This window comes from Nocardia sichangensis (assembly GCF_047200615.1).
GTDB classification, from domain to species: Bacteria; Actinomycetota; Actinomycetes; order Mycobacteriales; family Mycobacteriaceae; genus Nocardia; species Nocardia sichangensis.
In genome coordinates this window covers 165828-192416 of the sequence record NZ_JBJZOK010000015.1, presented here as the reverse complement: position 1 = coordinate 192416, position 26589 = coordinate 165828, and the positions used below count along the sequence as shown (strand labels likewise).

Sequence of the window (26589 nt, the reverse complement as noted above, 5' to 3'; positions counted from 1 at the left end):
GCATTCGTGCTCGCACCCGAGCGGCGGACGCGCGCCGATATCATCTCCGCAGTCGCGATCGCGGTTCTCGTCGTGATCGCGGCAGCCGTGGTGTGGGTGCGCGGCGACGCACACGGCACCGAATCGGTGACCGCGTCCTCCACGGTGCCGACCCCGGTCGCGGCCGATCAGCTGCCGACCGCGCTGCGTGAGGTGTGGCACGCGCCCGACCGTGCGATCACGCGGGCGCTGGTGTCCGGTGGGGTCGCGGTGACCGGCGACGACGACACGGTCACCGGCCGCGACCCACGCACCGGCGATCAGCTCTGGAAGTACCGGCGCGACTTGCCGCTGTGCGGGGTCGAGGGCCAGTACGGCATGGTGATCGCGGTCTACCGCGACGAGCGCGGCTGCAGCCAGGCCACCATGCTGGCCGGCGACAGCGGCGCCCGCCGCACCGCGCGCAGCAGCTACATGGACCGGGAGGTGCGGCTGTCGGCCGACGGCACCTACCTGTTGGCGCAGGGGCCGCAGCGGCTGGAGATGTGGCGTTCGGATCTGGTGCGCACCGTGGAGTACGGCTTCGTCGACGCCCCGGTGAACGTCAGGACGCAGCCGCGCAAAGGGTGCACGCTGCTGTCGTCGGGTTCCAGTCCGTCTCGGCTCGCCGTGCTGGAACGCTGCCCCACCGACCCGGCCGAGCGGCTGACGGTGCTCAACCCGGCTCCCAAGGACAACACGGTGCCGGAGGAGTTCGGCTCGCACGTATTGACCGGTCCCGGATCGGATTCCACGGAAGCACGGGTGCTCGCGGTCTCCGACAACCGCATCGTGCTCTACTTCCCCGCCGCGACCGGCGCCGAGCCGGTACCGCCTCGCTTGGCCGTCTATGACGGGAACGGCAACGCCGTTGTGGTGCATCAGCTTTCGGCGCCGCTGAGCCAGACGGCCACGACCACGCGCATCGGATCGGCCTATCTGGTCTTCACCGGGAACAGCGTGATCGCTTTGAACGGCAGCACTTTCGACCCGCTGTGGACCGCGGGCGGCGCGCTCGGGTCGCCCGCGCTGATGGCGGGCAAACTGCTGCTGCCGACCACCGGCGCGCTCGCCGTCCTCGACCCGGCCACGGGAACCGAAACCGGTCGGATTCCGGTGGACCGGCCCGGCTATACCGGAAACCCGATCTCGCTCACCGTGATCGGGAGCACCGTGCTGGAACTGCGCGACGGAGAATTGCACGCCTTCGGCTGAGGCACGCGGCGAATCTATTGGTGCCGCTGAGCTCCGACGTCACCAATCGACCACCTGCCGGTGCACGGCGCGGAAGGCCGGGGGCCGACTACGAACGAGCTCGCAATGGGTGACCGCGAGCGATCCGTTGCTCGCGAACTACCAGGCCGAGGTCTCGCGGCCGGTGCCGCTGACAGTGCTCGAGATCGAGCGGCCGACAGGATCGTAGTCCGCTTCGTCACCGTCGCGGGGAGACCACCGTGCCGCTCCATGATCAACGGTGGACCATCATGGAGGCATGTCCGCACTCGACGATGCCCGCGTTGTGCTGCTTCGGCACGGCGAGACCAGCTGGTCAACACAGCGGCGGCACACCGGCCGCACCGATCTCCCGCTCACCGAGCGCGGCGAAGAACAGGCCAGGACGGCAGGCGAGTTGCTCGCCACGCTGAAATTGCGGAATCCGTTGGTGCGCACCAGCCCCCGACTACGGGCGATGCGCACCGCGGAGCTGGCCGGGCTCACCGGCGCCGTGGTCGACGACGACCTCGCCGAATGGGACTACGGCGCCTACGAGGGACTGACCACCCCGCAGATCCGCGAGTCCGCGCCCGGATGGACCATCTGGACGGGCCCGGTCCCGGACGGTGAGACCGCACAGCAGGTGCGCGAGCGCGCCGACCGGGTGCTGGCCGACGTGGCGCCCGCGCTGCCGGAGCGGGATATCGTGCTGGTGGGGCACGGCCACTTCTCCCGCGCGCTGATCGCCCGCTGGGCCGAATTCGACGTCCGGGAGGGCCGCCGATTCGCCATGTCGACCGGCGCGCTGACCGTGCTCGGCTACGAACACGACGCGCGCACGATTCGCACGCACAACCTGGTACACAACGGAGCGTCACTGTGACCCGACCCGCCACCGACCCCACCGCCGTCGACCTCGGCGCCGCCGTCCTGCGCCGCGCCGTCCCGTCCGACGTGCCGGGCCTGGTCGACCTCATCTACGACCTCGCCGATTACGAGAAGGCACGGCACGAGTGCACGGTCACCGCCGAGCAGCTGCGCTCCGCGCTGTTCGGCGCGGAACCGAAGGTGTTCGCGCACGTGGTGGCGGACGAGTCGAGGCTGCTCGGCTGCGCCATCTGGTTCCTCAACTTCTCCACCTGGGACGGCGTGCACGGCATCTACCTGGAGGACCTCTACGTCCGGCCGGAGACCAGGGGCAAGGGCTACGGCAAGGCCCTGCTCACAGCCCTGGCGAAGGAAGCGGTCGAGCACGGCTACAGCCGCGTCTCCTGGGCGGTGCTGACCTGGAACAAGCCCTCGATCGACTTCTACGAATCGATCGGCGCCGTAGCCCAGGACGAATGGCTGGGCTATCGGCTGGCCGGCGACGCGCTCGGCAAGCTGGCCGCCGACGCGCGGTAGCGCGGATGTCCTGGTTCTCGCCGCTCGATCTCGCGTCCTGGCCCACCACTGTCGAATCGGCCATGGCCCTGCAGGACGAATTGCGGCCGCTGGTCACTCCGGTCACCCCGCCCGGTACTCGATTCCGCACGATGGCCGGACTCGACTCGGCCTACGACGACACCGGCGCCGTGGCCACGGCCGTCGTCGTCTTGGCGGCGGGCACCCTGCGACCGGTCGCCTCCGCGGTCGCGCACGGCGTCGCCGATTTCCCGTACGTGCCCGGCCTGCTGGCTTTCCGGGAGATCCCGGCCACTCTCGCCGCGCTCGAAAAGCTCGTCAGCGCACCGGATCTGCTGGTCTGCGACGGCCAGGGAATCGCCCATCCGCGCCGCTTCGGCCTCGCCTGCCATCTCGGACTGCTCACCGGCGTGCCGACGATCGGCGTGGCGAAGACGGTGTGGGGCGATTACGCCGAACCGGGCCCGCAACGCGGCGCGGCCACCGACATCACCATCGGCGGAGCGGTGGTGGGGCGGGCGTTGCGCACCAGAACCGGCGTCAAGCCGGTGTTCGTCTCCGTGGGACACCGCATCGACCTCGACACCGCCTGCGCACAGGTGCTGGCACTGACCCCGCGCTACCGGCTACCGGAGACCACCCGGCACGCCGACCACCTCTGCCGCGCGGCGCTGCGCACGGCCACCGGGAACTATTCCGGTTCGACGCCGTAGTCCTGCGCCATCCAGCGGGTGGACGGCGGCGCGAACAGCAGCACCAGCGCGGCGACCGCGACCACCCCGAGCACCGTGCCGTAGACCGGCTGATGCGAGTCGGTGAGCAGCGACCAGGTGACCGGGAGCAACAGCAGCTGCGCGATGACGGCGATGGCGCGACCCCAGCGTTTTCCCAGCAGGAGCCCGATGCCTGCGGCCAGCACCGCCCCGCCGAGGATGCCGAACCAGGCCGCCGTGCCGTAGCCACTGGTCGCGGACTGGTCGTGCCCGAGCAGCCCCCGCACCACCAGCACGATCGCGAAGCCGACGGCGACGACGCCTTCGAGCGTCACCAATCCGCCGGCCGCCCGCACCGTCGTCGGCGCCGTTCCCGCGGCCGCGCTCTTGTCGCTCACGATCGCGCCTCGCTCGGCTCCGTCGTGCGCCGCAGCGCACGGTGTCCTCGCTTCCCTTGCTGACGCTCGTTCACGCGGCAAGCCTACGGCCCCGCTGGTCCGCGGCATCGTCCTGGCGTATGCCGGGCAACGGCATCCGGCGCATCGCTCGCCGCTTTTCCAGGGCCGGTCGGCCGCCAACTAGGCTGCCATCGTGCGGACGCTGCTGATCGTGAACCCGAATGCCACCTCGACCACACCGGCGACCAGGGACCTACTCGCGCACGCGTTGGAGAGCCGCACTCAGCTGACCGTTGCGCATACCCAGCATCGCGGCCACGCCGCGGAACTGGCCCAATGGGCAGCCACGAACGAGATGGACCTGATCGTCGTGCACGGTGGCGATGGGACGGTCAACGAGACCATCAACGGCTTCCTGCCGCTGCCCGTCCTCGACGACGGTCAAGCGTGGTTGCCACGCCTGGGTGTGATCCCGGGCGGCTCGGCCAACGTCTTCGCCAGGGCGCTCGGCATCTCCCCCGACCCGGTGACCGCGACCAACCAGCTCATCGACCTGCTCACGCTGGACGCCGATCGCCGGATCGGTCTCGGGCTGGCCGACGACCGCTGGTTCTGCTTCAGCGCGGGCGTCGGACTCGACGCCGACGTCTGCGAGGCGATCGACGCGAGCCGCGCCCGCGGACGCGCCGCCACTCCGGCACGTTATGTTCGAACAACTGTGCGACAATTCTTCCGGGCAAAACGCAAGGAACCCGGCGTTCGGGTCGAAATTCCCGGCCGAGAGCCCGTGGACGAGGTGCATTACGCCTTCGTTACCAACACCACACCGTGGACATATCTGAATGCCACGCCGGTGCACACCAACCCCGGCACCCGGTTCGAAACGGGCCTCGGAGTGTTTGCGGTGCGCTCCATGGCGGTCCTCCCGACGCTCCTGCTCGCGCGCCAGCTCCTGGCGGCCAACGGGAATCCCAAGTCCCGCAATTTATTTCGCGAAGACGACGTTCCCGCCGTACGAATCGAGTCCAAAGAACCGATCGGCCTGCAAATCGATGGCGACTTCATCGGGAAGCGCAACGTGGTGGATTTCACTGCCGTGCCCGATGTCCTGGCCGTCGTCGCGCCGAGACCGCGCTGAGCGGCGAAACACCGGGAAAAACATCGCGGTTAGTGCTGCGAAATCCGGATAGAGCGAGTACAAAGGACCGGGCAGGCTTCCCCACAGCGGGGGCCTTCAGAGCGTGAGCTTCCCCACGGTGCACCGCGTGCCTATTGACATCTACGGTGTTCGTGAAAGCATTCACAAGCAACCGTGCGGAAACATTCGAGTCGCACAAGTGAACGAACCACAAACCATCGGCGCCCTGCGCGGCGCCCAGCAAAGGAGCAGAGGAATGGACTGGCGCCACAAGGCCATCTGTCGCGATGAGGACCCCGAGCTGTTTTTCCCCGTGGGTAACAGTGGTCCGGCGCTCGCGCAGATTGCCGATGCCAAGCTGGTCTGCGCTCGCTGCCCCGTAACCGCCGACTGCCTGTCCTGGGCCCTGAAGTCCGGACAAGACGCCGGCGTGTGGGGTGGTATGAGCGAGGACGAGCGCCGCGCGCTCAAGCGTCGCAACGCGCGCACCCGCACCCGCACCGTCGTCTGATCTCCAGACGACCGGCCTTACCGGGCCATTCAGCCCGGCCCGGTAACGCATTTCAGCCCGGCACCCAAAGGTGCCGGGCTGTGTTGTTTTTGCACGCTCGTCCGCGAACTGGAAATGACCGGTCTCGCTTCGCGACGAATCCGGAAGCCGACCAATGCGGTTCGCCGGACGGCAATATCGGCAGCGCGGATCAGAGCGCGGCGCGGGCCGCGGTTCGACTCGCGAACGAGCGGAACTTGTGGGAAAGTGGTTGGTTTCCAATCGGGTTGGGACGGTCGCGAATCAGTGCGACACCTCGCATTCCACTCGTTGCGGACATTCGGGAAGTAACCGTGCCGCAAGCCGCACACCGCGCCCGAGAAGCGGCCATTCCGCGACCTCCGAGCAACAGCGCGCAGCGGGCACGACCGATAGCGCGGGCGACGGATCCGGCACCGCCTGCTCGCGGCGATGGGAAACTGCGGCGCTGCCGAGCGCGACTTGACGCGGTGATCCTCGTGAGCTGCGGCTCACGGCCCGAACGCGCTGGTCAGCGGCCGGAACGACGGCCAAGCGGAACGCGAAGGACGGCATCGGTACCGATGTCGGCGCCGGGGTGCAGGCCGATGGAGCCGCCGAGTTCGGCCGTCACCAAGGTGCGGACGATCTGGAGGCCGAGCCGATCGGAGGACTCCAGACTGAACCCGGGCGGCAGACCGCGGCCGTCATCGCTGATGATCACGTCGAGCCAGCGGGCCGAACGCTCGGAACGGATTGTCACCGTGCCGTTTTCGCCCGAGTCGAAGGCATGCTCGATGGCGTTCTGCACCAGTTCGGTGAGCACCATCACCAAGGGGGTGGCGCGTTCGGCGGAGAAGACGCCGAGCGAACCGGCGCGGCGCACCTTGATGCGCGTGGTGTGCACCGTGGCCACGTCGGCCATGATCGGCAGCAGCCGGTCCACGACCTCATCGAGATCGACCTCTTCGTCCACCGACATCGACAGCATCTCGTGCACCGAGGCGATGGAGGTGACCCTGCGCACCGATTCGGTGAGCGCGACCTGCGCCTCCTCGTTCTCGGTGCGGCGGGCCTGCAGGCGCAGCAGCGCGGCGACGGTCTGCAAGTTGTTCTTGACCCGGTGGTGGATCTCCCGGATGGTGGCGTCCTTGCTCAGCAGCGCGCGATCGCGCCGCTTGACCTCGGTGACGTCGCGGACGAGCACCGCGGCGCCGGCCAGCTCACCGTGCGGGCGCAACACGAGGGTGCGCAGCAGCACGGTGGCTCCGCGCGCCTCCACCTCCATCCGGCGTCCGGTCCGCCCGGCCAGGGCGGCTTGGATGTCGCCGACCACTTCCTGGGCATCGAACGGGTCGGTGATCAGCGAACGGGTGGTGACGGCGAGATCCTGGCCTGCCAAGTCGGCCTGCAAACCCATCCGGTGGTAGGCCGACAGCGCGTTCGGGCTGGCGTAGACGACGATGCCCTCGGTGTCGAGCCGGATGAATCCGTCTCCCGCGCGCGGGCTGGAATGGGTGGCCGCGCGATCCTCGGTGGTCGGGAAGGTGCCTTCGGCGATCATCTGGCACAGATCGTCCGCGCACGCCACGTAGGCGCTCTCCAGCTGACTGCGCACCCGGGAGCGTTGCCGATCGGTGTCCCGGCTCAGCACCGCGATCACGTCGTCGCCGCAGCGCACCGGTATGGCCTCGCGGACCGCGGGCACCGGATGCGGGTGATAGACGCCGGAGGCCTCGCCCTCACTGTCGGCTCGTACGGTCTCGCCGGTGAGTAGCGCCTCGAACACCTGCGGATGGTCGGTCCGCAGCGCGACCGTGCCCACCAGGTCCTCCTGGTGCACGGTGGGCGCGGTGGTGGGACGGCACTGCGCGACGCAGACGATGTCCGCGCCGTCCGTCACCGGTCCCGCACCGACCCACAGCAGCAGATCGGCGAAGGACAGATCGGACAGCAACTGCCAATCGCCCACCACGCGCTGCAGATGATCCACGGCGACGCCGGGTAGGTCGGTGTGCTCGGCCAGCAGCTCGCTCAGTGTCGCCATGCAGATCTACCGCCGCAATCGATCAGGAGATGACCGCGATGAGGTGGCCCGCCTTGATCGCGTCGCCTTCCTTGACACCGATCGAGGTCACCGTGCCACTGGACTCCGCGACCACCGGGATCTCCATTTTCATCGACTCGAGGATCACCAGGGTGTCGCCCTCCTGGACTTCGTCGCCTTCCTCGGCGACCACCTGGTAGACGACCGACACCAGCTCGGCGAGTACTTGCTCAGCCATGACACCCCATATCCTCGTTGGCCTGCATCCGCTGACGGTACAGCCAACCACACGTGAAAGAATGGCCTTCAATCAGAAGGGAGACTACTCATGGGTAAGCGCGGACGTAAGAAGCGTAGCCGCAAGGGGAACGCGGCCAACCACGGCAAGCGGCCCAACGCCTGAGCGCTACGCTCGGCCCGCAAGCACGAAGCGGCACGCACTTCCAGCAGGAAGGCGTGCCGCTCGCGTTTCGCGGGCTATGCGTACCTCCGCCTTCGCTCCGGCCATGCGCAGGCTGAGGACGGACTACGTCCGACGGCACCCATCAGTCGGAGGTCTCGACCGAAGTCTCCGTGGTCACGGTCGTCCGGCGGATCTCGATGGTCAGGCGCTCACGCAGCGACTCGGGCGCGCGATCACCGCCACATTTGCGGCTGAGCAGGCTCTTGACCTTCTCCTCGATGCCGTAGGCCTCGATACACGGACTGCAGTGCTCCATGTGGTGCTGCAATCGTTCCCGAGTCGCGTCGTCGCACTCGCCGTCCAGCATCAGCCACACGTCGGCGAGCACCGCCGTGCAGTCGAGCTCCATGTCGGGGTCCCGCTCGGTACTCACTGCTTGACCTCCTGGCGTTCCCCCGAACGGTTGAATCCACGCTCGCGCGCGACATCGGCGAGCAAACCCTTCAGTTGCTTCCGGCCGCGGTGCAGCCGGGACATCACCGTACCGATGGGAGTGCCCATGATGTCGGCGATTTCCTTGTACGGAAAACCCTCGACGTCGGCGTAGTACACCGCCATGCGGAACTCCTCAGGGAGTTCCTGCAACGCGGCCTTGATGTCGTCGTCCGGTAGCGCGTCCAGCGCCTCGACCTCGGCCGAGCGCAGCCCCTGCGACGTGTGCTCGGCGGTCGCCGCCAGCTGCCAGTCGGTGATCTCGTCGGTCGGATACTGCGCGGGCTGGCGCTGCTTCTTGCGGTAGGAGTTGATGTAGGTGTTGGTCAGGATCCGGTACAGCCAGGCACGCAGATTGGTGCCCTCCCGGAACGACTTGAAGCCCTGGTAGGCCTTCACGTAGGTCTCCTGGACCAGGTCCTCGGCATCCGCCGGGTTCCTGGTCATGCGCAGCGCGGCGCCGTAGAGCTGGTCGAGCAGCGGGAGCGCGTCCCGTTCGAACCGCTGTGCCAGCTCGGCATCGTCGACGGCGGCGACATCGTCGGCCGCCACGTCATCGTCGCTCGTCACACCTGTCCCTTCGATCGCCGTACCTGCCAAATCTACCGGCATCGGCACATCAAAGGAGAATCCGCCGTCGGTCGGGGACACGTCGGTCCCTACCGGGCGGTCATCGAGCAGCACGGGCACAGGCATCTCCTTCACGTCTCCATAGGGCCTGCTCACGCGGTGGAAATCATTCCGAGCGCGGTGTACCGGCTACAACATGCGCGACCCGTCCGGTGTTCCCACCCGCCACCGGCTCCCGGCGAATTCGCAGGAAATCCCGTTGCGGGCAGGGTCACAGCCGCCGTTAGGGTTTGGCCCATGGCAGCAGGCTCGACTCCCGCGATCCGCGCGTTGACCCAGGCGAAGGTGTCCCATCGCGTGCACGCCTACAAGCACGATCCGCGCTCCGACTCCTACGGCACCGAGGCGGTCGGCGCGCTGGGCGCCGAACTCGGAGTCGCGGCCGAGCAGATCTTCAAGACCCTGGTCATCGAATTGGCCACCGGCGCGCTCGCGGTGGCCGTGCTTCCGGTGCCGAACACGTTGTCGCTCAAAGCCGCGGCGGCGGCGCTCGGCGCGCCGAAGGCGAGCATGGCGGACAAGACGCGAGCGGAGAAGACGACCGGATACGTCCTCGGCGGCATCTCACCGCTCGGTCAGCGCAAACGGCTGCCAACCGTGATCGACGACTCGGCGCTGACCTGGGACCGGATGCTGTGCAGCGCCGGACGGCGCGGACTGGAGATCGAGCTGGCGCCCGCCGACCTGATCCGGCTGACCGCCGCGGTGACCGCGCCCGTGACATCCGCGTAATTCCGCCACGATCGCCGCGATCTGTGCGTTACTGAACTGGCCAGATAGACCCGACTCGAGGATGTGATGCGAATGTCTACGCAGCAGCGTGTGCGCACCGTGATCGTCGCGTTGTTCGGAGCTCTCGTCTTGGCTCTCGGTTCGGTAACGCTCCTCGCCCCTGAGGCAGCCGCCGCGCCGGACAGCCCGCAGATCACGCAGGTCAGCGATTCCGTGTTCGACTTCGGCGGCCAGGGTTCGAAGAGTGACGACAAGTCCGGGAAAGCCGAGAAGCTGAGCGGCAATGTCACCACCAAGCTGATCGACTTGGTCGCCGGAATCATCAAGTGCGGCTTGAATATCGCTTCACCCAGCGTGAAGTGCAGTCTGTGATTTTTTGCAGCGCCTTCGGCGCTGCGTGTTCGCGGCCCCTTTATGGCTCGTGTCCGAGTGACCGCCGCTTGCTCCTTCGTCGCCTACGCGGCGGCCACTCGGACACGAGCCGGGCCGCGAACGCGGCAGCCGCTCGGACGCGTTGAGCCGACTGCGGACGAGCCACGGCCGCCATCACCAGGGCGCAGCAAGCCATTCCGTTGTCGGACCCGGGCGCTCGTTCGTGGTGGAGATTCAAGCGGTGCGGATGTCCGATTGCACGCCGATCCAGCACGGGACGCCCCGTGTGCCGGCGGCGGTGGGGCAGCCGGCGCTCACAGCAGGGTGATCTGCCCTGCTTCCTTTTGATCGTCCACCGGGGCGAGCAGTTCGGGGCCGTTGTTGCGCACGCTGTTGACCAGGGATGGGACCGGTCGGGGCACGATGGCGGCGACCGTCTCCTCGGACGGCGTCTCCAGCAGGCTCGCCGGGGCCGGGTGATCCGGGTCCAGCCACGCGTCCCAGTGTTCCCGTGGCATGGGTAGCGGCATCCGGTCGTGGATGCGGGTGAGGTCGCCGACCGCGTCGGTGGTGAGGATGGTGCACGACAGCAGCGGTCGGCTCTCCGGTTGCGACCGGTCGCGCCAGACCGACCACAGGCCTGCCATGTAGAGACGGGAACCGTCCGCGTTGGCCATGTAGTAGGGATGCTTCGCGGCTTTGCCTTTCTCGCCGTTCGGCTCGACGACCCACTCGTACCAGCCGTCCATCGGCACCAGGCAGCGCCGGGACTTCACCGCGTCACGGAAGGACGGCGTGGTGGCGGCCTTGTCGGCGCGGGCGTTGAACAGCGGTTTGCCTTTGACCGGTACACCGGGCTCGGCCGCTTTGGTCCATACCGGGATCAGGCCCCAGCGCATGCGCCGGATACGCAGTTTCGGGTCGTCGTCTTCGTGGTCTCGGTCGTGCCGCTCGACCACGGTGAGCACCTGCGTCGTCGGAGCGACGTTGTAATTGGTGAACGAGCTCTCGTCGGCCGCGCCGGTCTCGTCGAGCGCGTCCAACTCCACCGCGAGCCTGCCGGGATTGGTCGTGGTCGCATATCGTCCGCACATATCCCGATAGTCCCACTCGCCACCGACAGCGTCGGGGACAATTGGTGCATAGCTGGTGACCTGTTGAGAGTTGTGGCATAGCATTCTCTCATCGGAGGACGGGCTGCCCGTCCACTCGGACATGCGCATCGACCGTCGACCGCAGACGGCAAGAGGAGAACCACTGTGACATCCACCGACACCAAACCGGCCGATCACGACACGGCACTGACGTCGGTCAATCCGGCGACAGGCGAGGTGATCGGCACGCACGTCATCGCCGACGACGCCGCGGTGGCCGCCGCGGTCGCCAAGGCTCGCGCAGCGGCCGCCACCTGGGGCGCGCTGAGTTTCGATGAGCGGCGCACGCATCTGCTGCGCTGGTCGAGCAAGCTGGTGCAGAAATCGGAGGAATTCTGCGCCCTGATCCACGCGGAGAACGGCAAGCCGCTCGACGACGCCTTCCTGGAATTGATGCTCGCGCTCGAGCACATCTCCTGGGCGGCCAAGAACGCCAAGAAGGTGCTCGGCCCCAAGCGGGTCTCCCCTGGCGCGCTGATGTCGAACTTCAGCGCCCGGCTCGAGCAGCGCCCGCTCGGCGTCGTCGGCGTGATCGGCCCGTGGAACTACCCGGTCTACACACCGAACGGTTCCATCGCCTACGCGCTCGCCGCGGGCAACACCGTCGTGTTCAAGCCGAGCGAGTACTCCACCGGCATCGGCAATTTCCTCGCCGACGCGTTCGCCGAAGCCAATCGTGAACTGCCCGAGGGCGTGTTCAGCACGATCAACGGCTATGGCGCCACGGGTGCGGCGCTGGTCCGCTCGGACGTCGACAAGATCGCGTTCACCGGCTCCACCGCCACGGGTAAGCGGATCATGGCCGCCGCCGCCGAACGGCTCACCCCCGTGCTGCTGGAGTGCGGCGGCAAGGACGCGGTGATCGTCGCCGCCGACGCCGACATCAAGGCCGCGGCGGACGCGGTCGCTTGGGGCGCCACCGCCAACAGCGGTCAGACCTGCGCGGGCGTCGAGCGGGTCTACGTCGACCGCTCGGTGCGCGAGGAGTTCGTCGCGGAGGTCAAGCGCATCCTCACCGACATCAAGCCCGGCTCCGGCGACAAGGCCGCCTACGGCCCGATGACCATGCCGAGCCAGATCGACATCGTGCGCCGCCATATCGACGACGCGCTGAAGAACGGCGGCACCGCGGTGCTCGGCGGCCCCGAGTCGGTCAAGGCGCCGTTCATCGAACCGGTCGTACTGGTCGACGTGGACGAGAACTCCGAGGCGGTGGCCGAGGAGACCTTCGGCCCGACCATCACCATCCGCACCGTCGACGGCGTCGACGAGGCGGTGGAACTGGCCAACAACTCCAAGTACGGCCTGTCCTCGGCGGTCTACTCGAAGAAGAACGGCCTGGACATCGCGCGCAGGCTGCGCGTCGGCGCCACCTCGGTGAACTCGGTGCTCGCCTTCGCCGCCATCCCTGGCCTGCCCTTCGGCGGCGTCGGCGATTCCGGCATCGGCCGCATCCACGGCGAACCGGGTCTGCGCGAGTTCACCCGTCCGCACTCGATCGCGGTGCAGCGCTTCACCGTTCCGGGCATGGCGCTGCTGAGCTACAGCCGCACCGACTCCACGATGAAGCTGCTGCGCAAGCTCGTCCCGTTCCTGCACGGACGGCACAAGTAGGAATCCCACGGCACGGGCCGGGCACTCGACCTCGTCGAGCACCCGGCCCGTGCCGTAGGTGAGATCAGCGGCAATCCGCCAGTGAACGCGCCGCGAATCGCGACGGCGAGGCACTATGACGAAGTCGGTCGGGCATCGTCCGCGGCCCCGGCTGACCGCGCAACCCGGGGCACTCGACCGGCACAGCTACGCGCCGCGTGTCCGTTCCGGCATACTTCTTCCCGCGCAACGACTATCGCTGACTCCGGTCCGAGTGATCGAGACTTGGCACGCACCGTTCGCCGCCTCGCCCACATCCGAGTGACCACCGCGCAGGCGACAAATAGCATGCGTCGGTCGCCGAGCCGACGACCAGCCACTACAAACCGTGCACCAGTAAGTGAAGCGTCGACACCGAAGCTCCCAGCGCACCGCAACCACGTCTTTCGAGCGCAGCGCAACCGAACACCCGCCGATCGGTGCCGGCGAGCCACCAAGCAGCCGCGAACACCAGCACAGCAGGCGACAAAGGAACAAGCGGCAGTCGGACTGAGCCGGTGCCGGGTCACAACCAAACGGCATGCACTCGATAGCAAGCTCCGACACCTACGCTCCCAGCGCACCGCAACTCCCGGTTTCGAGCGAAGCGAGACCGAGCATCCGCCGTTCGCGGCCCGGCTCGCGTGTGCGCGGCCGCCGCGTACGCGACGAAGGAGCAAGCGGCGGGCGCGCACACGCGAGCCACAAGAGGGCCGCGAACACCCAGCGCCGCAAGCGCTGGAAAACTAGCACCGTGTGATGATGGATGAGTGAACTTCTGGCCAGCGCCCCATGTCGAGGTCCCCGTACACGCGACCGTGACCCTGCCCGGATCGAAATCGATCACGAACCGGGCGCTCATCCTGGCCGCACTGGCCGACGGTCCGTCCACCATCACCGGTGCGCTGCGCAGCCGGGACACGAACCTGATGATCGCCGCGCTGCGCGCGCTCGGTGCGGACATCGAGGGCGCGGGCGACACGTTGACCGTCACCCCGGCGCCGTTGGGCGGCGGCACGGTCGACTGCGGGCTCGCGGGCACGGTGATGCGCTTCCTGCCGCCGGTCGCCGCCCTGGCGTCGGGCGATGTCGCGTTCGACGGTGACGAACAGGCCAGGATCCGGCCGCTGCGCACGATCCTGGACGCGCTGCGCTCGCTCGGCGCCGATATCGACGGCGACGCACTGCCGTTTACCGTGCACGGCGAGGGCGCGCTGCGCGGCGGCACCGTGACGATCGACGCGTCCGGGTCGTCGCAGTTCGTCTCGGGCCTGCTGCTGTCGGCCGCGCGCTTCGACGAGGGCCTGGTGGTGCACCACGACGGCAAGGCGCTGCCCTCGATGCCGCACATCGAGATGACCGTGGAGATGCTGCGCCGCGCCGACGTGCGGGTGCAGGCGCCCGCGGACAGCTTCAAGGCGCAGACCTGGACCGTGGAGCACGGGCCGATTCGCGCCGTGGACTGGGAGATCGAGCCGGACCTGTCCAACGCCACCCCGTTCCTGGCCGCGGCCGCGATCACGGGCGGCACGGTCAGCATCCCGCACTGGCCGCGGCTGACCACGCAGCCGGGCGACGTCATCCGCGAGATCCTCGTGCGGATGGGCGCGGAAGCGCGGATCTTCGACGGCGTGCTCACCGTGCACGGCCCCGACCGGCTCGCAGGCATCGATATCGACCTGCACGACGTGGGCGAGCTGACGCCCACCGTCGCCGCGCTGGCCGCGCTGGCCGACTCTCCGTCCGTGCTGCGCGGCATCTCCCATCTGCGCGGGCACGAGACCGACCGGCTGGCCGCGCTGTCCACCGAGATCAATCGCCTCGGCGGCAAGGTGACCGAGACCGAGGACGGGCTGGAGATCGTGCCCACCGAACTGCACGGCGGCAGGTGGCACTCCTACGCCGATCACCGGATGGCCACGGCGGGAGCCATTCTCGGCCTCCGGGTGCCCGGCGTCGAGATCGAGGACATCGGGACCACGGCCAAGACGCTGCCGAACTTCGTCGCTTTGTGGGAGCAGATGCTCGCGCCCGCGCTATCCGACGAAGGAGCGGCGCACTGAGCCGGGGACGACGATCCGCGGCCAGCTACGACGAATCCGATGTCCGGGTTCGTCCGGGGCGTAGCTCCCGTCCCCGCACCAAGACCCGGCCGCAGCACAGCGACGCCGAGCCGGCCATGGTGGTCTCGGTCGACCGGGGCCGGTGGGGATGTGTGCTCGGCGGCGATCCGGATCGCCGCATCGTCGCGATGCGCGCCCGGGAACTGGGCCGCACTCCGATCGTGGTCGGCGACCAGGTGGACGTGGTCGGCGACCTGTCCGGGCGACCGGATACCCTCGCGCGCATCGTCCGGGTCGCCGACCGCCGGACGGTGCTGCGCCGCACCGCCGACGACACCGATCCGTTCGAGCGCATCGTGGTCGGCAACGCGGAGCGGCTGTTCATCGTGGTCGCGCTCGCCGACCCGCCTCCGCGCACCGGCTTCGTGGAACGCGCCATGGTCGCCGCGTACGCCGGTGGGCTGCAACCGGTTCTGTGCTTGACCAAACACGATCTCGCGGCCGATTCCGAATTCGCCGCCGCTTTCGACGATCTCGATCTCACCATCGTCTACGGCGGCATCGACGATCCGCTCGATCCGGTGCTCGATCTGCTCACCGATCACCTCACCGCGCTGATCGGCCACTCCGGCGTGGGCAAGTCCACGCTGGTGAATCGCCTTGTGCCGGAGGCCGAGCGGGCCGTGGGCGAGGTATCGGGGGTGGGCAAGGGCAAGCACACCTCCACACAGTCGGTCGCGCTCCCGCTACCCGGCGGCGGCTGGGTCATCGACACGCCGGGCGTGCGGTCGTTCGGCCTGGCGCACATCACGCCGGACGACGTCATCGCCGCCTTCACCGACCTCGCCGACGCCATCGAGGACTGTCCGCGGGGCTGCACCCATCTCGGTCCGCCCGCCGATCCCGAATGCGCGCTGGACCAATTGCCGGGCAAGGAACACCGGGTGGCGGCCATCCGCCGCCTGCTGGTCGCCCTGAATTCCAACGATCCCTGGTAATCGCCTCGGCCGTCCGAGACTCAGTCGAAAAGCCGACCGATCATCGCGCTCTGCCCACTTTGCAGCACATGCGCGGCGGTCAGCGGAATCCAGAAGCACTCCAACTTCGTCGGCGCGGCCAGGCCGTCGTGGTCCTCCTGACTCGCCCACCGTTCGGGTGTGGTTCGGTGTAACACGCAGACATGACGGTAATCCCCCTTGCGAAGACGCTTCGGCATACGGAAAACAACGAAGGCGCCCAGGAAAACCCTGAGCGCCTTCGTGATTCAGCGGATCAGTGACGGCGGCGCGACTTCGGGCCGCGGCGGCCCTTCGCCTCCGCGCGGGCGGCCTCGCGGCGCTCGCGACGGGTGGGCTGCGGCCCACCGTCCACGCCGTATTCCTCGGCGTCGCTGTGCACCGCGGCGCGGCCGCCCTCGTCGGGGCCGGAGTAGCTGAAACCGCGCGGGGCGGTGTCATCGATACCCCTGGCGCGCAGGGCCGCCGGTGCGGCGTGGCCGTTGGCGACCTGAGCCTCCTCGGTGGGCAGCGGGCGCGGGGCGGTCATCGCTCCGACCGGCGAACGAAGACCCTGGCCGACGGCGACGCCTTCCGGCTGCGGCTGCTGCACCTCGACCTGCAGGTTGAACAGGAAGCCGACCGACTCCTCCTTGAGGCCGTCGAGCATCGCGGTGAACATGTCGAAGCCCTCGCGCTGGTACTCCACCAACGGGTCGCGCTGCGCCATTGCCCGCAGGCCGATGCCCTCCTTGAGGTAGTCCATCTCGTAGAGATGCTCACGCCACTTGCGGTCGAGCACCGACAGCAGCACCTGCCGTTCCAGATTGCGCATGCTGCCCTCGCCCGCCAGGCCGTCGATCTCGGCCTCGCGGCGCTCGTAGGCGTCGTGCGCGTCGTCCAGCAGCGCCTCGAGCAACTCCTCACGCGTCAGCTCGCCCGCCTCGCCGACCTCGGTCTCGCCGGTCAGGTCCCGGTAGTCCAGGCTCACCGGGTACAGCGTCTTCAGCGCCGTCCACAGCTTCTCCAGATCCCAGTCCTCGACATAGCCCTCGGCGGTGGCGCCGTCCACGTAGGCGGTGATCACGTCGGTGATCATGCTCTGGACCTGGCCCTCCATGTCCTCGCCGCGCAGGATCCGATCGCGCTCGCCGTAGATGACGGTGCGCTGCTGGTTCATCACCTCGTCGTACTTGAGCACGTTCTTGCGGATCTCGAAGTTCTGCTGCTCGACCTGCGTCTGCGCGCTCTTGATGGCCTTGGAGACCATCTTCGCCTCGATCGGCACGTCGTCGGGCAGGTTCAGCCGCGTCATGATCGCTTCCAGCGCGGCGCCGTTGAACCGGCGCATCAGCTCGTCGCCCAGCGACAGGTAGAAGCGGGACTCCCCCGGGTCGCCCTGTCGGCCGGAGCGGCCGCGCAGCTGGTTGTCGATGCGGCGCGACTCGTGCCGCTCGGTGCCGAGCACATAGAGGCCGCCCGCCTCGCGCACCAACTCGGCGTCCTCGGCGGTCTGGGCCTTGACCTGGTCCAGGGTGGGCAGCCAGGCGCGCTCGTAGTCCTCCGGAGTTTCGACCGGGTCCAGCCCCTGCTTGCGCAGCAGGATGTCGGCGATGATGTCCGGGTTGCCGCCGAGCACGATGTCGGTACCGCGGCCTGCCATGTTCGTCGCGACAGTCACCGCGCCCGGCCGGCCCGCCTCGGCGATGATCTCCGCTTCCTTCTCGTGGAACTTCGCGTTCAGCACGTTGTGCGGAATGCCGCGCTTGGTGAACTGCTTGGACAGGTACTCCGAGCGCTCGACGCTGGTGGTGCCGATCAGCACCGGCTGGCCGTTCTCATGCCGCTCGGTGACGTCGTCGACCACGGCGGAGAACTTCGCCTCTTCCGTCTTGTAGATCAGGTCGGACTGGTCGGCGCGGATCATCGGCTTGTTGGTCGGGATGGGGACCACGCCGAGGCTGTAGATCTGGTGCAGCTCGGCGGCCTCGGTCTCGGCGGTACCGGTCATGCCGGACAACTTGTCGTAGAGGCGGAAATAGTTCTGCAGGGTGATGGTGGCCAGGGTCTGGTTCTCCGGCTGGATCTCCACCCCTTCCTTGGCCTCGATCGCCTGGTGCATGCCCTCGTTGTAGCGGCGGCCGACCAGGATGCGGCCGGTGAACTCGTCGACGATGATCACCTCGCCGTCGCGGACGATGTAGTCCTTGTCGCGGGTGTAGAGCTCCTTGGCCTTGACGGCGTTGTTCAGGTAGCTCACCAGCGGCGAGTTGGCGGCCTCGTAGAGGTTGTCGATGCCGAGCTGGTCCTCGACGAACTCGACGCCGGCCTCGTGCACGCCGATCGTGCGCTTCTTGATGTCGACCTCGTAGTGCAGGTCCTTCTTCAGCAGCGGCGCGATCCGCGCGAACTCCGCGTACCACTTCGACGAGGCGTCGGCGGGCCCGGAGATGATCAGCGGGGTGCGCGCCTCGTCGATGAGGATGGAGTCGACCTCGTCGACGATGGCGAAGTTGTGCCCGCGCTGCACCAGGTCGTCGAGCGAGTGCGTCATGTTGTCGCGCAGGTAGTCGAAGCCGAACTCGTTGTTCGTGCCGTAGGTGATGTCGGCGTTGTAGGCCACCCGCCGCTGGGCGGGGCTCATGCCGGACAGGATCACGCCGACCTCGAGGCCGAGGAAGCGGTGCACGCGGCCCATCCACTCCGCGTCGCGCTTGGCCAGGTAGTCGTTCACCGTCACGACGTGCACGCCGTCGCCGCTGAGCGCGTTCAGGTAGGCGGGCAGCACACAGGTGAGGGTCTTGCCCTCACCGGTCTTCATCTCGGCGATGTTGCCGGTGTGCAGCGCGGCGCCGCCCATGATCTGCACCTTGTAGTGCTTCTGGCTGAGCACCCGCCAGGACGCCTCCCGCGCGACCGCGAACGCATCGGCCATCAGCTGGCCGAGCGGATCGGTCTCGCCGTCCTCGACCATCTCGGCGTACCGCTCGCGGAACTCGTCGGTTTTGGCCCGTAGCTCCAGGTCGCTGAGGTCCTCGTACTCCGGTTCGAGGGCGAGGACCTGGTCGGCGAAATGCGAGAGCCGCTTGACAATGCGACCCTCACCAATCCGTAGCAACCTCGTCAGTGTCAGCGCAGGCACGGGTCTCGTCAGTCCTCTGGTCGGTGTGTCAAATCGTGTCGTCGGCCCCCGGGCCGGTGCGGCCCACGCGGTTGCGCGGAATCCGCTGCATGCCCCATGGTAATGGTCTGTTGGATGTGCAGCGCCTGCGGCGCTGCGTGGACCTGCCGCGAAGTGGTCGCGCCCCGCTGGAAAAGGTGCCCGGCGGGCCACCCGGACGGTTCGGCCACGCATTCCGGTCCGCCCTGTGATCGAATCGGTTCGCAGAACTCGAGTCGGCCAGCGTGTCATGGGCCCCCGGCGCGGGAAAACGTGTACGGAATTCATCAGAAATGCCACAACGGCCGGGCCAACGGTTGATGCGGCAGCACAATGAAGCGGGGGCGGCATCGGGAAAAGGAGTACCGGGCAGCGTGATCACGAGACTGACGCCGCAAGACACGGCCTTCTACCGGCTCGAGTCGAGCAGCAATCCGATCCATATCGGCTCTCTCGCGATCGTGCGGAACACCGATCCCGGCGACAGCTCGGGCGCGCCGATCCTGGACTACGACCGGTTGGTCGATCTCGTCGAGAGCAGGCTCTCGCTGGTACCGAGATACCGGCGCAAAGTGCGGGAGATCCCGCTGTCGCTGGGGCGGCCGGTCTGGGTCGAGGACAGCCGTTTCGACATCACCTACCACATCAGGCGTTCGGCGCTGCCCGGTCCCGGCACCGACGAACAGCTGCACGACCTGGTCGCCCGCCTCGTCTCCCACCCCTTGGACCCGGCCCGGCCGCTGTGGGAGATGTACCTGATCGAACGGCTGTCCGACGGCCGCTGCGCCATCTTCACCAAGACGCATTCCGCTCTGGTGGACGGGGACACCGCGCTCGAGATCGGCCATGTGATCCTCGACGCGGGGCCCGCTCCCCGCGAACTGGCCTGCGACGACTGGATCGCGCCGCGCGAACCCGGTGAGATGGAACTGCTGGTCGGCGCGCTGGCACACCTCGCCGCACAGCCGCGCAAAGCCCTCGAGGTCGCCCGGGAGGCGAGCGCGGGCGCGTTCGCGGTGGTCGGGACGGCGGGCAAAGCGGTCGAGTCGGTGGTCGCCGCCGTGCGCACCGCGGCGACCGGTGCGCCCGCCAGCCCCCTGAACACGCGTACCTCGCGAAACCGGCGCTTCGACGTGGTGCGCACCGACCTGGCGGATTACCGGACGATCCGCAAGCGGTTCGGCTGCTCGACCAACGACGCCATCCTCGCCGTGGTCACCGGCGCTCTGCGCAACTGGCTGCTGTCGCGCGGGGAAGCGCTCACCGAGTCCACCACGCTGCGAGCTGTGGTGCCGATGTCGGTGTACGTCGAGGGAAACGAGGGCGACCAGACGCACTCGGCGAGCGAGGTGTCGTCGTTCCTGATCGATCTGCCGGTGGGCGAACCGAACCCGGTGATGCGGTTGTCGCACATCGCGCACGCCTCCGAACTCAACGGTCGTCAGCGGCGCGGCGTCCGCGCGCGTACGCTCGTGCACCTGGCCGGTTTCGCTCCGGCCAGCCTGCATGCGATGAGTGTGCGAGCGGCGAGTACGTTCGCAGAACACACGTTCAATCTGGTGATCACCAACGCGCCGGGTCCGCAGGCGCCGATGTACATCGGCGGCGCGCGGATGCTGGAGATGTACCCGGTGTCGCCACTGCTGCGCAATCAGGCGTCGAGTATCGGGATCACGTCCTACGACGGGCGTGTCTTCTACGGTCTCAACGCCGACCGCGACGCGATGGCCGACATCGGCGTGCTCGCCACGGCGGTGCGCGATTCCATGGAGGAGATGCTCGGTGCCTGCGTCTGATCAGAAGAAGCTGCGGGTCTACATCCCGGCCACGGTGCCGATGCTGCGCGATCTGGTCGGCAACCGTGAGCTGGCCCCCGTCGGCGGGACCGCGTTCGCGGTGACGCCCGCGCTGCGCGAGGCCTACGCCTCCGGCGACGACGAGGAACTCGGCGAAGTCGCCATGAACGAGGCCGCGCGCGCCTCGCTGCGACTGCTGGCCGCCGAACGCGAGGCGATCGGATCGGAGGACTCCGACGACGAGGCCGCGCCGGCGGCGGGCGGTAACCCGGTTTACCGCCGTGCGGTGATCGCCGCCGACGTGACCGGCGCGAAGCTGCGGCCCGACCTCGACGACGCGGTGGTCCGGCTGGCGGGCCCGATCGGCTACCAGCAGATCGCCTCGGTGCACGTCGACCTGGCCGACGCCGAACCACAGGTTGCCAAGGCCGTCGACGTGGTGGACGCGGCCGATCTCGGCGACACCGACGCCGAGTTCGTCCTCGGCGACGCCGAGGACCATCAATTGGCCTGGTACGCGGCCCAAGAGCTGCCGTTTCTGCTCGAGCTCCTCTGAATCGCCGCGGCGGGCGCCCCACTGACCTGCCGCCGTAACCTACGATGCCGTAACCTTGCTGGCGAGGCCTCCGATCGGCGAGACGGCGGCCCGCGCATCCGACGACAGGGAGACCAACGGCAGCGATGGGTTCGAAAATTGGGAGCTCCGTGCGAAGCGTCCGTGCGTGGCTGGAGGCGCCCGCCGCGAGCGTCGCCGAGCGCGGCGGCAAGCTGAACGTGCTGCGCGGAGCCTTTGCGCGCGTGACCACACCGCTGCTGCCCGACGACTACCTGCACCTGGCCAACCCGCTGTGGTCGGCTCGCGAGCTGCGGGGACGCATCGTCGAGGTACGCAAGGAGACCGCCGATTCCGCGACGCTGGTGATCCAGCCGGGATGGGGCTTCGACTTCAAATACCAGCCCGGCCAGTACATCGGCATCGGCATCCTGGTGGACGGCCGCTGGCATTGGCGCTCGTATTCGCTGACCTGTCCGCCGAATTGGTCCGACCCCGGCCACGGCGGCAAGCGGCTGATCTCCATCGCCGTGAAGGCGATGCCGGAAGGCTTCCTGTCCAGCCACCTGGTCAGCGGCGTGCCGGTCGGCACCGTCGTCCGGCTCGCCGCCCCGCAGGGCGGTTTCGTACTGCCGTCCCCGCCGCCGGAGAAGGTGCTGTTCCTCACCGCGGGCAGCGGCGTCACGCCCGTGATCGCCATGCTGCGCGCGATGGACCGCCGCGAGGTGTTCACCGACGTGGTGCACCTGCACTCCGCGCGCACTTCCGACGACGTGATGTTCGGCGCGGAGCTGGGCGCGCTGCGCGACCGCAATCCCGGCTTCGACACCCGCCTGCATCTCACCGCCGAGCGGGGCAAATTCGCCCTCGCCGATCTCGACACCGAGATCCCCGACTGGCGCGAACGCCAGACCTGGGCGTGCGGCCCGGCCGGAATGCTCGACGAGATCGAGAACCACTGGCGCGACGCGGGGCTGTCGGACCGGCTGCACGTGGAGCGCTTCGAGATCGAACGCTCCGCGGTCGGTGCGGGCGGCACGGTCACCTTCGGCAAGACCGGTCGCAGCGTCGCGGCCGACGGCGCGACCAGCCTGCTCGAGGCCGGTGAGTCCGCCGGTGTTCAGATGCCGTTCGGCTGCCGGATGGGCATCTGCCAGACCTGCGTGGTCACCTTGAGTTCCGGACACGCGCGCGACCTGCGCAACGGTGAGGAGCGCCGCGAAGGCGACAAGGTGCAGACCTGCATCTCGGCGGCGGCGGGCGACTGCACCCTGGACGTCTAGTCCGGCAGGTACCCTCGAGGTGTATCGAGTAGGGAAAGGACCCCGGTGGCCATCACCGACATCAAGACGTTCGCGCATCTCACGGCGGCCGATATCGAGACACTGGGGCAGGAACTCGATTCCATCCGGCGTTCGGTGGAGCTGTCGCGCGGCGAGCGCGACGCGAAGTACATCCGGCGCACGATCGCGGCGCAACGCGGTCTCGAGGTAGCCGCCCGGGTGGTGCTGTTCGGCAGCCGCAACCGCTGGGCCTGGCTGGCAGGCACCGCGATGCTGTCGGTGGCCAAGATCATCGAGAACATGGAGCTCGGGCACAACGTCAGCCACGGGCAATGGGACTGGATGAACGACCCGGAGATCCACTCCAGTTCGTGGGAGTGGGACATGACCGGCCCCTCCGCGCAGTGGCGCCGGGCGCACAACTACTCCCACCACACCTACACGAATGTGCTGGGCAAGGACGAGGACCTCGGTTTCGGCATCCTCCGGATGACCCGGGACGAGCAGTGGCGGCCGATCCATCTGGTGCAGCCGCTGGCGAACTTGCTGCTCGCCGCGACCTTCGAGTGGGGCATCGCGCTGCACGACTGGAGCATCGACAAGGAGCTGTCGGACACCCCGCGCTGGGAGGTCGCCTCCGGTCCGAACGTGGAGTTCGCCCGCAAGATCTGCCGTCAGGTGGCCAAGGACTACCTCATCCATCCCGCGCTGACGGGTCCGGCGTTCAAGCACACGCTGAAGGCCAACGCGATGGCGAACCTGGTGCGCAATCTGTGGGCGTACGCGGTGATCTTCTGCGGGCACTTCCCCGACGGCGCGGAGAAGTTCACCGTCGAACAGCTGGAGAACGAGACCAGCGGCGAGTGGTATCTGCGCCAGATGCTCGGCAGCGCGAACTTCGAAGCGGGGCCCGCCATGGCGTTCATGAGCGGCAACCTCTGCTACCAGATCGAGCACCATCTGTTCCCCGACCTGCCGAGCAACCGGTATCAGGAGATCGCGGTACGGGTCCGCGAGCTGTGCGACAAGTACGACCTGCCCTACACCACCGGGTCGCTGGGCAAGCAGTATCTGCTGGCCTTCCGCACGATCCACAAGCTGGCCCTGCCGGACCGGTTCCTCAAGGCTACCGCCGACAACGCGCCGGAGACCTCCTCCGAGCGCAAGTTCGCCGGTATCACGCTGCCGTCGCTCGGCGCGGAATCCACGCACTGGCTGCGCGTCGATCCGGAGACCGGCGAGCGGCGCGGCCTGCGCTCGGCGCTGCACGAGGCGAAGATCGCGCTGCGCGAGAAGGCGCGGCAGGAGAAGGAGATGCTCCGCGAGGCCAAGGCGGCCCTACAGGAGAAGGCCGAACACGAGCGGCAGGTGCTGCGCGAGGCCAAGCTCGCGTTCCAGGAACGGGCCCGTCATGAACAAGCGGCGCTGCGCGAAAAAGCGAAGCGGGACAGGCGTTTTCGCTTTCCGGGCAGGGCGCGCTAACCTACCATTCGACAGCCGGGATCGCAATAAGGTATTTGACACATCCGTGCGGCGCACCTCGCAACCTACGGTTTCGTAACTTACGGTAAAGTAACCCGCATGGCGATCTCGGATGTCAAGGAATATGCGCACCTCACCGAGGCCGACGTGGAAGCACTCGGCGCGGAATTCGACGCGATCCGGCGGGAAATCGAAGCCTCGCGCGGCGCACGCGACGCGAAGTACATCCGCAACGTCATCCGGTTGCAGCGCGTTCTCGAGATCAGCGGCCGTGCGGTGCTCTTCGCGAGCCCGAAGCGCCCCGCGTGGCTGGCAGGCGTCGCACTGCTCGCCACCGCCAAGATCATCGAGAACATGGAGATCGGGCACAACGTCATGCACGGGCAGTGGGACTGGATGAACGATCCGGAGATCCACTCCAGCTCGTGGGAGTGGGACAACACCGGCGCGGCCAAGCACTGGAAGCACACCCACAACTACCTGCATCACAAGTACACCAACGTGCTCGGCATGGACGACGACATCGGCTACGGCCTGCTGCGCGTGACCCGCGACCAGCGCTGGAAGCCGTTCAACCTGGGCAACCCGGTCTACAACCTGCTGTTGCAGCTGTTCTTCGAGTACGGCGTCGCCATCCAGCACCTGGAGCTGGGCAAACTGGTGGCGGGCCGGTACAAGCCCGGTTCCCCCGAACGGGCCGAGTTCGAGCGCAAGCGCGACGAGGCGCTCACCAAGATGGGCAAGCAGGTCCTCAAGGACTACGTGGTCTTCCCCGCCCTCACCGGTCCCGCGTTCTTCTCCACGCTGACGGCCAACCTGGCCGCGAACGCGATCCGCAACGTCTGGTCCAACGCGGTGATCTTCTGCGGGCACTTCCCCGACGGGGCGGAGAAGTTCACCAAGGCCGACATCGACGGCGAAACGCACGGCCAGTGGTACCTGCGCCAGATGCTCGGCAGCGCCAACATCTCCGGCGGCCCGGTCATGCACTTCATGACCGGCAATCTGAGCCACCAGATCGAACACCACCTGTTCCCCGATCTGCCGAGCAACCGGTACGCCGACATCGCCGTGCGGGTGCGCGAGCTGGCCGACAAGTACGACCTGCCCTACACCACCGGCTCGCTGCCGGTGCAGTACTTCAAGGCGTGGCGCACCATCCTCAAACTGGCGTTGCCGAACAAGTACCTGCGGGCCACCGCCGACGATGCGCCCGAGACCGCCTCGGAACGCAAGTTCGGGGGCCACACCGCCGCCTCCATCGATCCGGTGACGGGCCGCCGCCGCGGTCTGCGCACCGCGCTCGCCGGGGGACGGCGGCGGCTGGCCCGGCGCCGCGTGTCCGCGGCAGGCTGACTTCCACTCCCGCCACGCCGCGGTCGGTCGGCGACGCAGGAGCCAACGCCGTGTGCGGCGAGTTCGCCGGGTTTGATTGACTCGGGCGGTGCATGCTGAAGTTCTGAGCGTCTACGAGGCCATCCGGCGCCGTCGTGACGTACGCGCGGAGTTCACCGGCGAACTCGTCGACGATGCGACACTGTGGCGGCTGCTGGATGCCGCGCACCGGGCGCCGAGCGTCGGGAATTCGCAGCCCTGGGATTTCGTGGTGGTCCGCGAGCCGGCGACGCTGCGCGAGTTCGCCGAACACGTGGCACAGAAGCGCATCGAGTTCCGCGACGCGCTGCCACCCGAGCGCGCCGCCACCTTCGAGCCGATCAAGATCGAGGGCATTTCGGAGAGCGGTACCGGGATCGTGGTCTGCTACGACCACGATCGCGGCGGGCCGCAGGTGCTCGGCCGGGCCACGGTGCCCGAAACCGGTATCTACTCCGCGGTTCTCGCCATCCAGAACCTTTGGCTGGCCGCCACCGCCGAAGGCATCGGCGTGGGGTGGGTGTCGTTCTACGATCCCGGTTTCCTGTCCGATCTGATCGGCCTCCCGGAGGGCGTCCGCACGGTCGCCTGGCTGTGCGTCGGGCCGGTGCGCGAGTTCCAGCGCATTCCCGATCTGGAGCGCTTCGGCTGGCGCGCGGGCAGACCCCTCACGGACGCGGTGCACCGCGAGACCTATCGGGGCTGACCTTCCGCGCATCGTTACCCAAATGTGCGGATCGTTCATGCTTCAATCGGATCCCCACTGGGTACGACAAGGGCGAAACTGTCACTTACGCAGTGCGCTTCATCGTGGTTTTCGTCGGTTCCAGGAGGTTTGTGCAATGGCCAATGTCGATGCTGTTCGGCTGTCCAGCGAGCTGGGCATCGATCTGGCACAGGCGACGTTGCGCCTGCGTCGAGAAGGCGTCCCCGGCGAGACCAAGCACCAGACCTGTCTGCGCATCCTCGCGGACGAGGGGCGCAAGCGCCGGGGCTTCACAGGCAAGGCCTGAGAGAGGCTCCGGCA

Annotated in this window: 27 protein-coding genes; 19 read left to right on the top strand and 8 right to left on the bottom strand. The window is 68.1% G+C overall.

The window, feature by feature from the left end:
- Positions 1-6: 6 nt before the first annotated feature.
- The 4 genes from ACL03I_RS21855 to ACL03I_RS21840 all read left to right on the top strand — a co-directional run bounded on the left by ACL03I_RS21855 (position 7) and on the right by ACL03I_RS21840 (position 3350).
- On the top strand, positions 7-1233 hold the full coding sequence (locus ACL03I_RS21855; protein ID WP_364439042.1) for an Rv3212 family protein: 1227 nt from the start codon (positions 7-9) through the stop codon (positions 1231-1233).
- Between the two features lie 277 nt (positions 1234-1510).
- Entirely contained in the window at positions 1511-2116 is a 606-nt protein-coding gene (locus tag ACL03I_RS21850; RefSeq protein ID WP_355077093.1) for an acid phosphatase, read from the top strand.
- Complete coding sequence (locus tag ACL03I_RS21845; RefSeq protein WP_397077135.1) at positions 2113-2637, top strand: GNAT family N-acetyltransferase; 525 nt, start codon at positions 2113-2115, stop codon at positions 2635-2637. Before ACL03I_RS21850 ends, ACL03I_RS21845 begins: the two co-directional genes overlap by 4 nt.
- Before the next feature lie 5 nt (positions 2638-2642).
- On the top strand, positions 2643-3350 hold the full coding sequence (locus tag ACL03I_RS21840) for an endonuclease V (protein WP_412806840.1): 708 nt from the start codon (positions 2643-2645) through the stop codon (positions 3348-3350).
- Here the strand turns inward: ACL03I_RS21840 and ACL03I_RS21835 are convergent.
- A complete protein-coding gene (locus ACL03I_RS21835; RefSeq protein ID WP_444543667.1) occupies positions 3329-3751 on the bottom strand; it encodes a hypothetical protein in 423 nt (140 codons plus the stop codon). The two genes, ACL03I_RS21840 and ACL03I_RS21835, sit on opposite strands and share 22 nt — an antisense overlap.
- 190 nt (positions 3752-3941) lie before the next feature.
- On the opposite strand from ACL03I_RS21835, the gene ACL03I_RS21830 reads away from it, so the two are divergent.
- Together ACL03I_RS21830 and ACL03I_RS21825 are read left to right on the top strand one after the other, a co-directional pair.
- Entirely contained in the window at positions 3942-4886 is a 945-nt protein-coding gene (locus ACL03I_RS21830) for a diacylglycerol/lipid kinase family protein (RefSeq protein WP_355077097.1), read from the top strand.
- A 256-nt stretch (positions 4887-5142) separates the two neighbouring features.
- Positions 5143-5397, top strand: a complete 255-nt coding sequence (locus ACL03I_RS21825; protein ID WP_011211115.1) for a WhiB family transcriptional regulator — start codon at positions 5143-5145, stop codon at positions 5395-5397.
- A gap of 529 nt (positions 5398-5926) precedes the next feature.
- Here ACL03I_RS21825 and ACL03I_RS21820 read toward each other — a convergent pair.
- On the bottom strand, positions 5927-7441 hold the full coding sequence (locus ACL03I_RS21820) for a sensor histidine kinase (RefSeq protein ID WP_355077099.1): 1515 nt from the start codon (positions 7439-7441) through the stop codon (positions 5927-5929).
- Between the two features lie 22 nt (positions 7442-7463).
- Positions 7464-7679, bottom strand: coding sequence for a biotin/lipoyl-binding carrier protein (locus ACL03I_RS21815; RefSeq protein WP_355077100.1), 216 nt, complete (start codon positions 7677-7679; stop codon positions 7464-7466).
- A gap of 90 nt (positions 7680-7769) precedes the next feature.
- On the opposite strand from ACL03I_RS21815, the gene ACL03I_RS21810 reads away from it, so the two are divergent.
- Complete coding sequence (locus tag ACL03I_RS21810) at positions 7770-7844, top strand: 50S ribosomal protein bL37 (RefSeq protein ID WP_022597109.1); 75 nt, start codon at positions 7770-7772, stop codon at positions 7842-7844.
- Between the two features lie 142 nt (positions 7845-7986).
- Here the strand turns inward: ACL03I_RS21810 and rsrA are convergent, their stop codons facing one another.
- Together rsrA and ACL03I_RS21800 are read right to left on the bottom strand one after the other, a co-directional pair.
- Positions 7987-8253 carry a mycothiol system anti-sigma-R factor gene (gene rsrA / locus ACL03I_RS21805; RefSeq protein WP_355077366.1) on the bottom strand — a complete coding sequence of 89 codons (267 nt, stop codon included), beginning with the start codon at positions 8251-8253 and terminating at the stop codon, positions 7987-7989.
- Between the two features lie 20 nt (positions 8254-8273).
- The gene (locus tag ACL03I_RS21800) at positions 8274-9032 is read right to left on the bottom strand and encodes a sigma-70 family RNA polymerase sigma factor (RefSeq protein ID WP_452495648.1); all 759 of its coding nucleotides are present in this window, start codon (positions 9030-9032) and stop codon (positions 8274-8276) included.
- Positions 9033-9203: 171 nt separating this feature from the next.
- Between ACL03I_RS21800 and ybaK the strand changes: the two genes are divergently transcribed.
- Positions 9204-9698: a Cys-tRNA(Pro) deacylase gene (gene ybaK / locus ACL03I_RS21795; RefSeq protein WP_355077102.1), complete on the top strand. Its 495-nt coding sequence runs from the start codon at positions 9204-9206 to the stop codon at positions 9696-9698.
- A gap of 90 nt (positions 9699-9788) precedes the next feature.
- Positions 9789-10070, top strand: a complete 282-nt coding sequence (locus ACL03I_RS21790) for a hypothetical protein (protein WP_412806839.1) — start codon at positions 9789-9791, stop codon at positions 10068-10070.
- A gap of 314 nt (positions 10071-10384) precedes the next feature.
- On the opposite strand, the gene ACL03I_RS21785 is transcribed toward ACL03I_RS21790, so the two are convergent.
- Positions 10385-11164 (bottom strand): SOS response-associated peptidase, encoded by a 780-nt coding sequence (locus ACL03I_RS21785; protein ID WP_355077106.1) that lies wholly within the window; start codon positions 11162-11164, stop codon positions 10385-10387.
- A gap of 165 nt (positions 11165-11329) precedes the next feature.
- Between ACL03I_RS21785 and ACL03I_RS21780 the strand changes: the two genes are divergently transcribed.
- The 3 genes from ACL03I_RS21780 to rsgA all read left to right on the top strand — a co-directional run bounded on the left by ACL03I_RS21780 (position 11330) and on the right by rsgA (position 15917).
- Positions 11330-12838: an aldehyde dehydrogenase family protein gene (locus ACL03I_RS21780; RefSeq protein ID WP_355077108.1), complete on the top strand. Its 1509-nt coding sequence runs from the start codon at positions 11330-11332 to the stop codon at positions 12836-12838.
- 788 nt (positions 12839-13626) lie between these two features.
- The gene (gene aroA / locus ACL03I_RS21775; RefSeq protein WP_364432447.1) at positions 13627-14919 is read left to right on the top strand and encodes a 3-phosphoshikimate 1-carboxyvinyltransferase; all 1293 of its coding nucleotides are present in this window, start codon (positions 13627-13629) and stop codon (positions 14917-14919) included.
- 116 nt (positions 14920-15035) lie between these two features.
- On the top strand, positions 15036-15917 hold the full coding sequence (gene rsgA, locus ACL03I_RS21770; protein WP_379254937.1) for a ribosome small subunit-dependent GTPase A: 882 nt from the start codon (positions 15036-15038) through the stop codon (positions 15915-15917).
- A 20-nt stretch (positions 15918-15937) separates the two neighbouring features.
- On the opposite strand, the gene ACL03I_RS21765 is transcribed toward rsgA, so the two are convergent.
- A complete protein-coding gene (locus ACL03I_RS21765; protein WP_412806838.1) occupies positions 15938-16093 on the bottom strand; it encodes an NUDIX hydrolase in 156 nt (51 codons plus the stop codon).
- 98 nt (positions 16094-16191) lie between these two features.
- Positions 16192-19056: a preprotein translocase subunit SecA gene (gene secA, locus ACL03I_RS21760; protein ID WP_355077114.1), complete on the bottom strand. Its 2865-nt coding sequence runs from the start codon at positions 19054-19056 to the stop codon at positions 16192-16194.
- Between the two features lie 392 nt (positions 19057-19448).
- Here secA and ACL03I_RS21755 point away from each other — a divergent pair, with 392 nt between their 5' ends.
- From ACL03I_RS21755 to ACL03I_RS21725, 7 genes are all read left to right on the top strand, one after another.
- The gene (locus tag ACL03I_RS21755; protein ID WP_355077116.1) at positions 19449-20870 is read left to right on the top strand and encodes a WS/DGAT/MGAT family O-acyltransferase; all 1422 of its coding nucleotides are present in this window, start codon (positions 19449-19451) and stop codon (positions 20868-20870) included.
- 10 nt (positions 20871-20880) lie between these two features.
- Positions 20881-21426 carry a DUF6912 family protein gene (locus tag ACL03I_RS21750; RefSeq protein ID WP_379254974.1) on the top strand — a complete coding sequence of 182 codons (546 nt, stop codon included), beginning with the start codon at positions 20881-20883 and terminating at the stop codon, positions 21424-21426.
- Positions 21427-21551: 125 nt separating this feature from the next.
- Complete coding sequence (locus tag ACL03I_RS21745; protein WP_355077117.1) at positions 21552-22706, top strand: ferredoxin reductase; 1155 nt, start codon at positions 21552-21554, stop codon at positions 22704-22706.
- 45 nt (positions 22707-22751) lie between these two features.
- Positions 22752-24188: a fatty acid desaturase gene (locus ACL03I_RS21740; protein ID WP_355077119.1), complete on the top strand. Its 1437-nt coding sequence runs from the start codon at positions 22752-22754 to the stop codon at positions 24186-24188.
- Between the two features lie 99 nt (positions 24189-24287).
- Complete coding sequence (locus ACL03I_RS21735; RefSeq protein WP_412806837.1) at positions 24288-25544, top strand: fatty acid desaturase family protein; 1257 nt, start codon at positions 24288-24290, stop codon at positions 25542-25544.
- A 103-nt stretch (positions 25545-25647) separates the two neighbouring features.
- Entirely contained in the window at positions 25648-26268 is a 621-nt protein-coding gene (gene bluB / locus ACL03I_RS21730; RefSeq protein WP_364432698.1) for a 5,6-dimethylbenzimidazole synthase, read from the top strand.
- Positions 26269-26404: 136 nt separating this feature from the next.
- The gene (locus ACL03I_RS21725) at positions 26405-26575 is read left to right on the top strand and encodes a hypothetical protein (RefSeq protein ID WP_356967360.1); all 171 of its coding nucleotides are present in this window, start codon (positions 26405-26407) and stop codon (positions 26573-26575) included.
- The last annotated feature ends 14 nt before the right edge of the window (positions 26576-26589 follow it).

What these genes read in the sequence shown, in the direction of transcription:
- rsgA (WP_379254937.1), top strand. Translation starts at nt 15,036, where the DNA reads ATGGTGGTCTCGGTCGACCGGGGCCGGTGGGGATGTGTGCTCGGCGGC.
- ACL03I_RS21800 (WP_452495648.1), bottom strand. Translation starts at nt 9,032, where the DNA reads ATGCCTGTGCCCGTGCTGCTCGATGACCGCCCGGTAGGGACCGACGTG.
- ACL03I_RS21785 (WP_355077106.1), bottom strand. Translation starts at nt 11,164, where the DNA reads ATGTGCGGACGATATGCGACCACGACCAATCCCGGCAGGCTCGCGGTG.
- ybaK (WP_355077102.1), top strand. Translation starts at nt 9,204, where the DNA reads ATGGCAGCAGGCTCGACTCCCGCGATCCGCGCGTTGACCCAGGCGAAG.
- ACL03I_RS21745 (WP_355077117.1), top strand. Translation starts at nt 21,552, where the DNA reads ATGGGTTCGAAAATTGGGAGCTCCGTGCGAAGCGTCCGTGCGTGGCTG.
- ACL03I_RS21725 (WP_356967360.1), top strand. Translation starts at nt 26,405, where the DNA reads ATGGCCAATGTCGATGCTGTTCGGCTGTCCAGCGAGCTGGGCATCGAT.
- ACL03I_RS21825 (WP_011211115.1), top strand. Translation starts at nt 5,143, where the DNA reads ATGGACTGGCGCCACAAGGCCATCTGTCGCGATGAGGACCCCGAGCTG.
- ACL03I_RS21815 (WP_355077100.1), bottom strand. Translation starts at nt 7,679, where the DNA reads ATGGCTGAGCAAGTACTCGCCGAGCTGGTGTCGGTCGTCTACCAGGTG.
- ACL03I_RS21820 (WP_355077099.1), bottom strand. Translation starts at nt 7,441, where the DNA reads ATGGCGACACTGAGCGAGCTGCTGGCCGAGCACACCGACCTACCCGGC.
- ACL03I_RS21850 (WP_355077093.1), top strand. Translation starts at nt 1,511, where the DNA reads ATGTCCGCACTCGACGATGCCCGCGTTGTGCTGCTTCGGCACGGCGAG.
- ACL03I_RS21735 (WP_412806837.1), top strand. Translation starts at nt 24,288, where the DNA reads ATGGCGATCTCGGATGTCAAGGAATATGCGCACCTCACCGAGGCCGAC.
- rsrA (WP_355077366.1), bottom strand. Translation starts at nt 8,253, where the DNA reads ATGGAGCTCGACTGCACGGCGGTGCTCGCCGACGTGTGGCTGATGCTG.
- ACL03I_RS21840 (WP_412806840.1), top strand. Translation starts at nt 2,643, where the DNA reads ATGTCCTGGTTCTCGCCGCTCGATCTCGCGTCCTGGCCCACCACTGTC.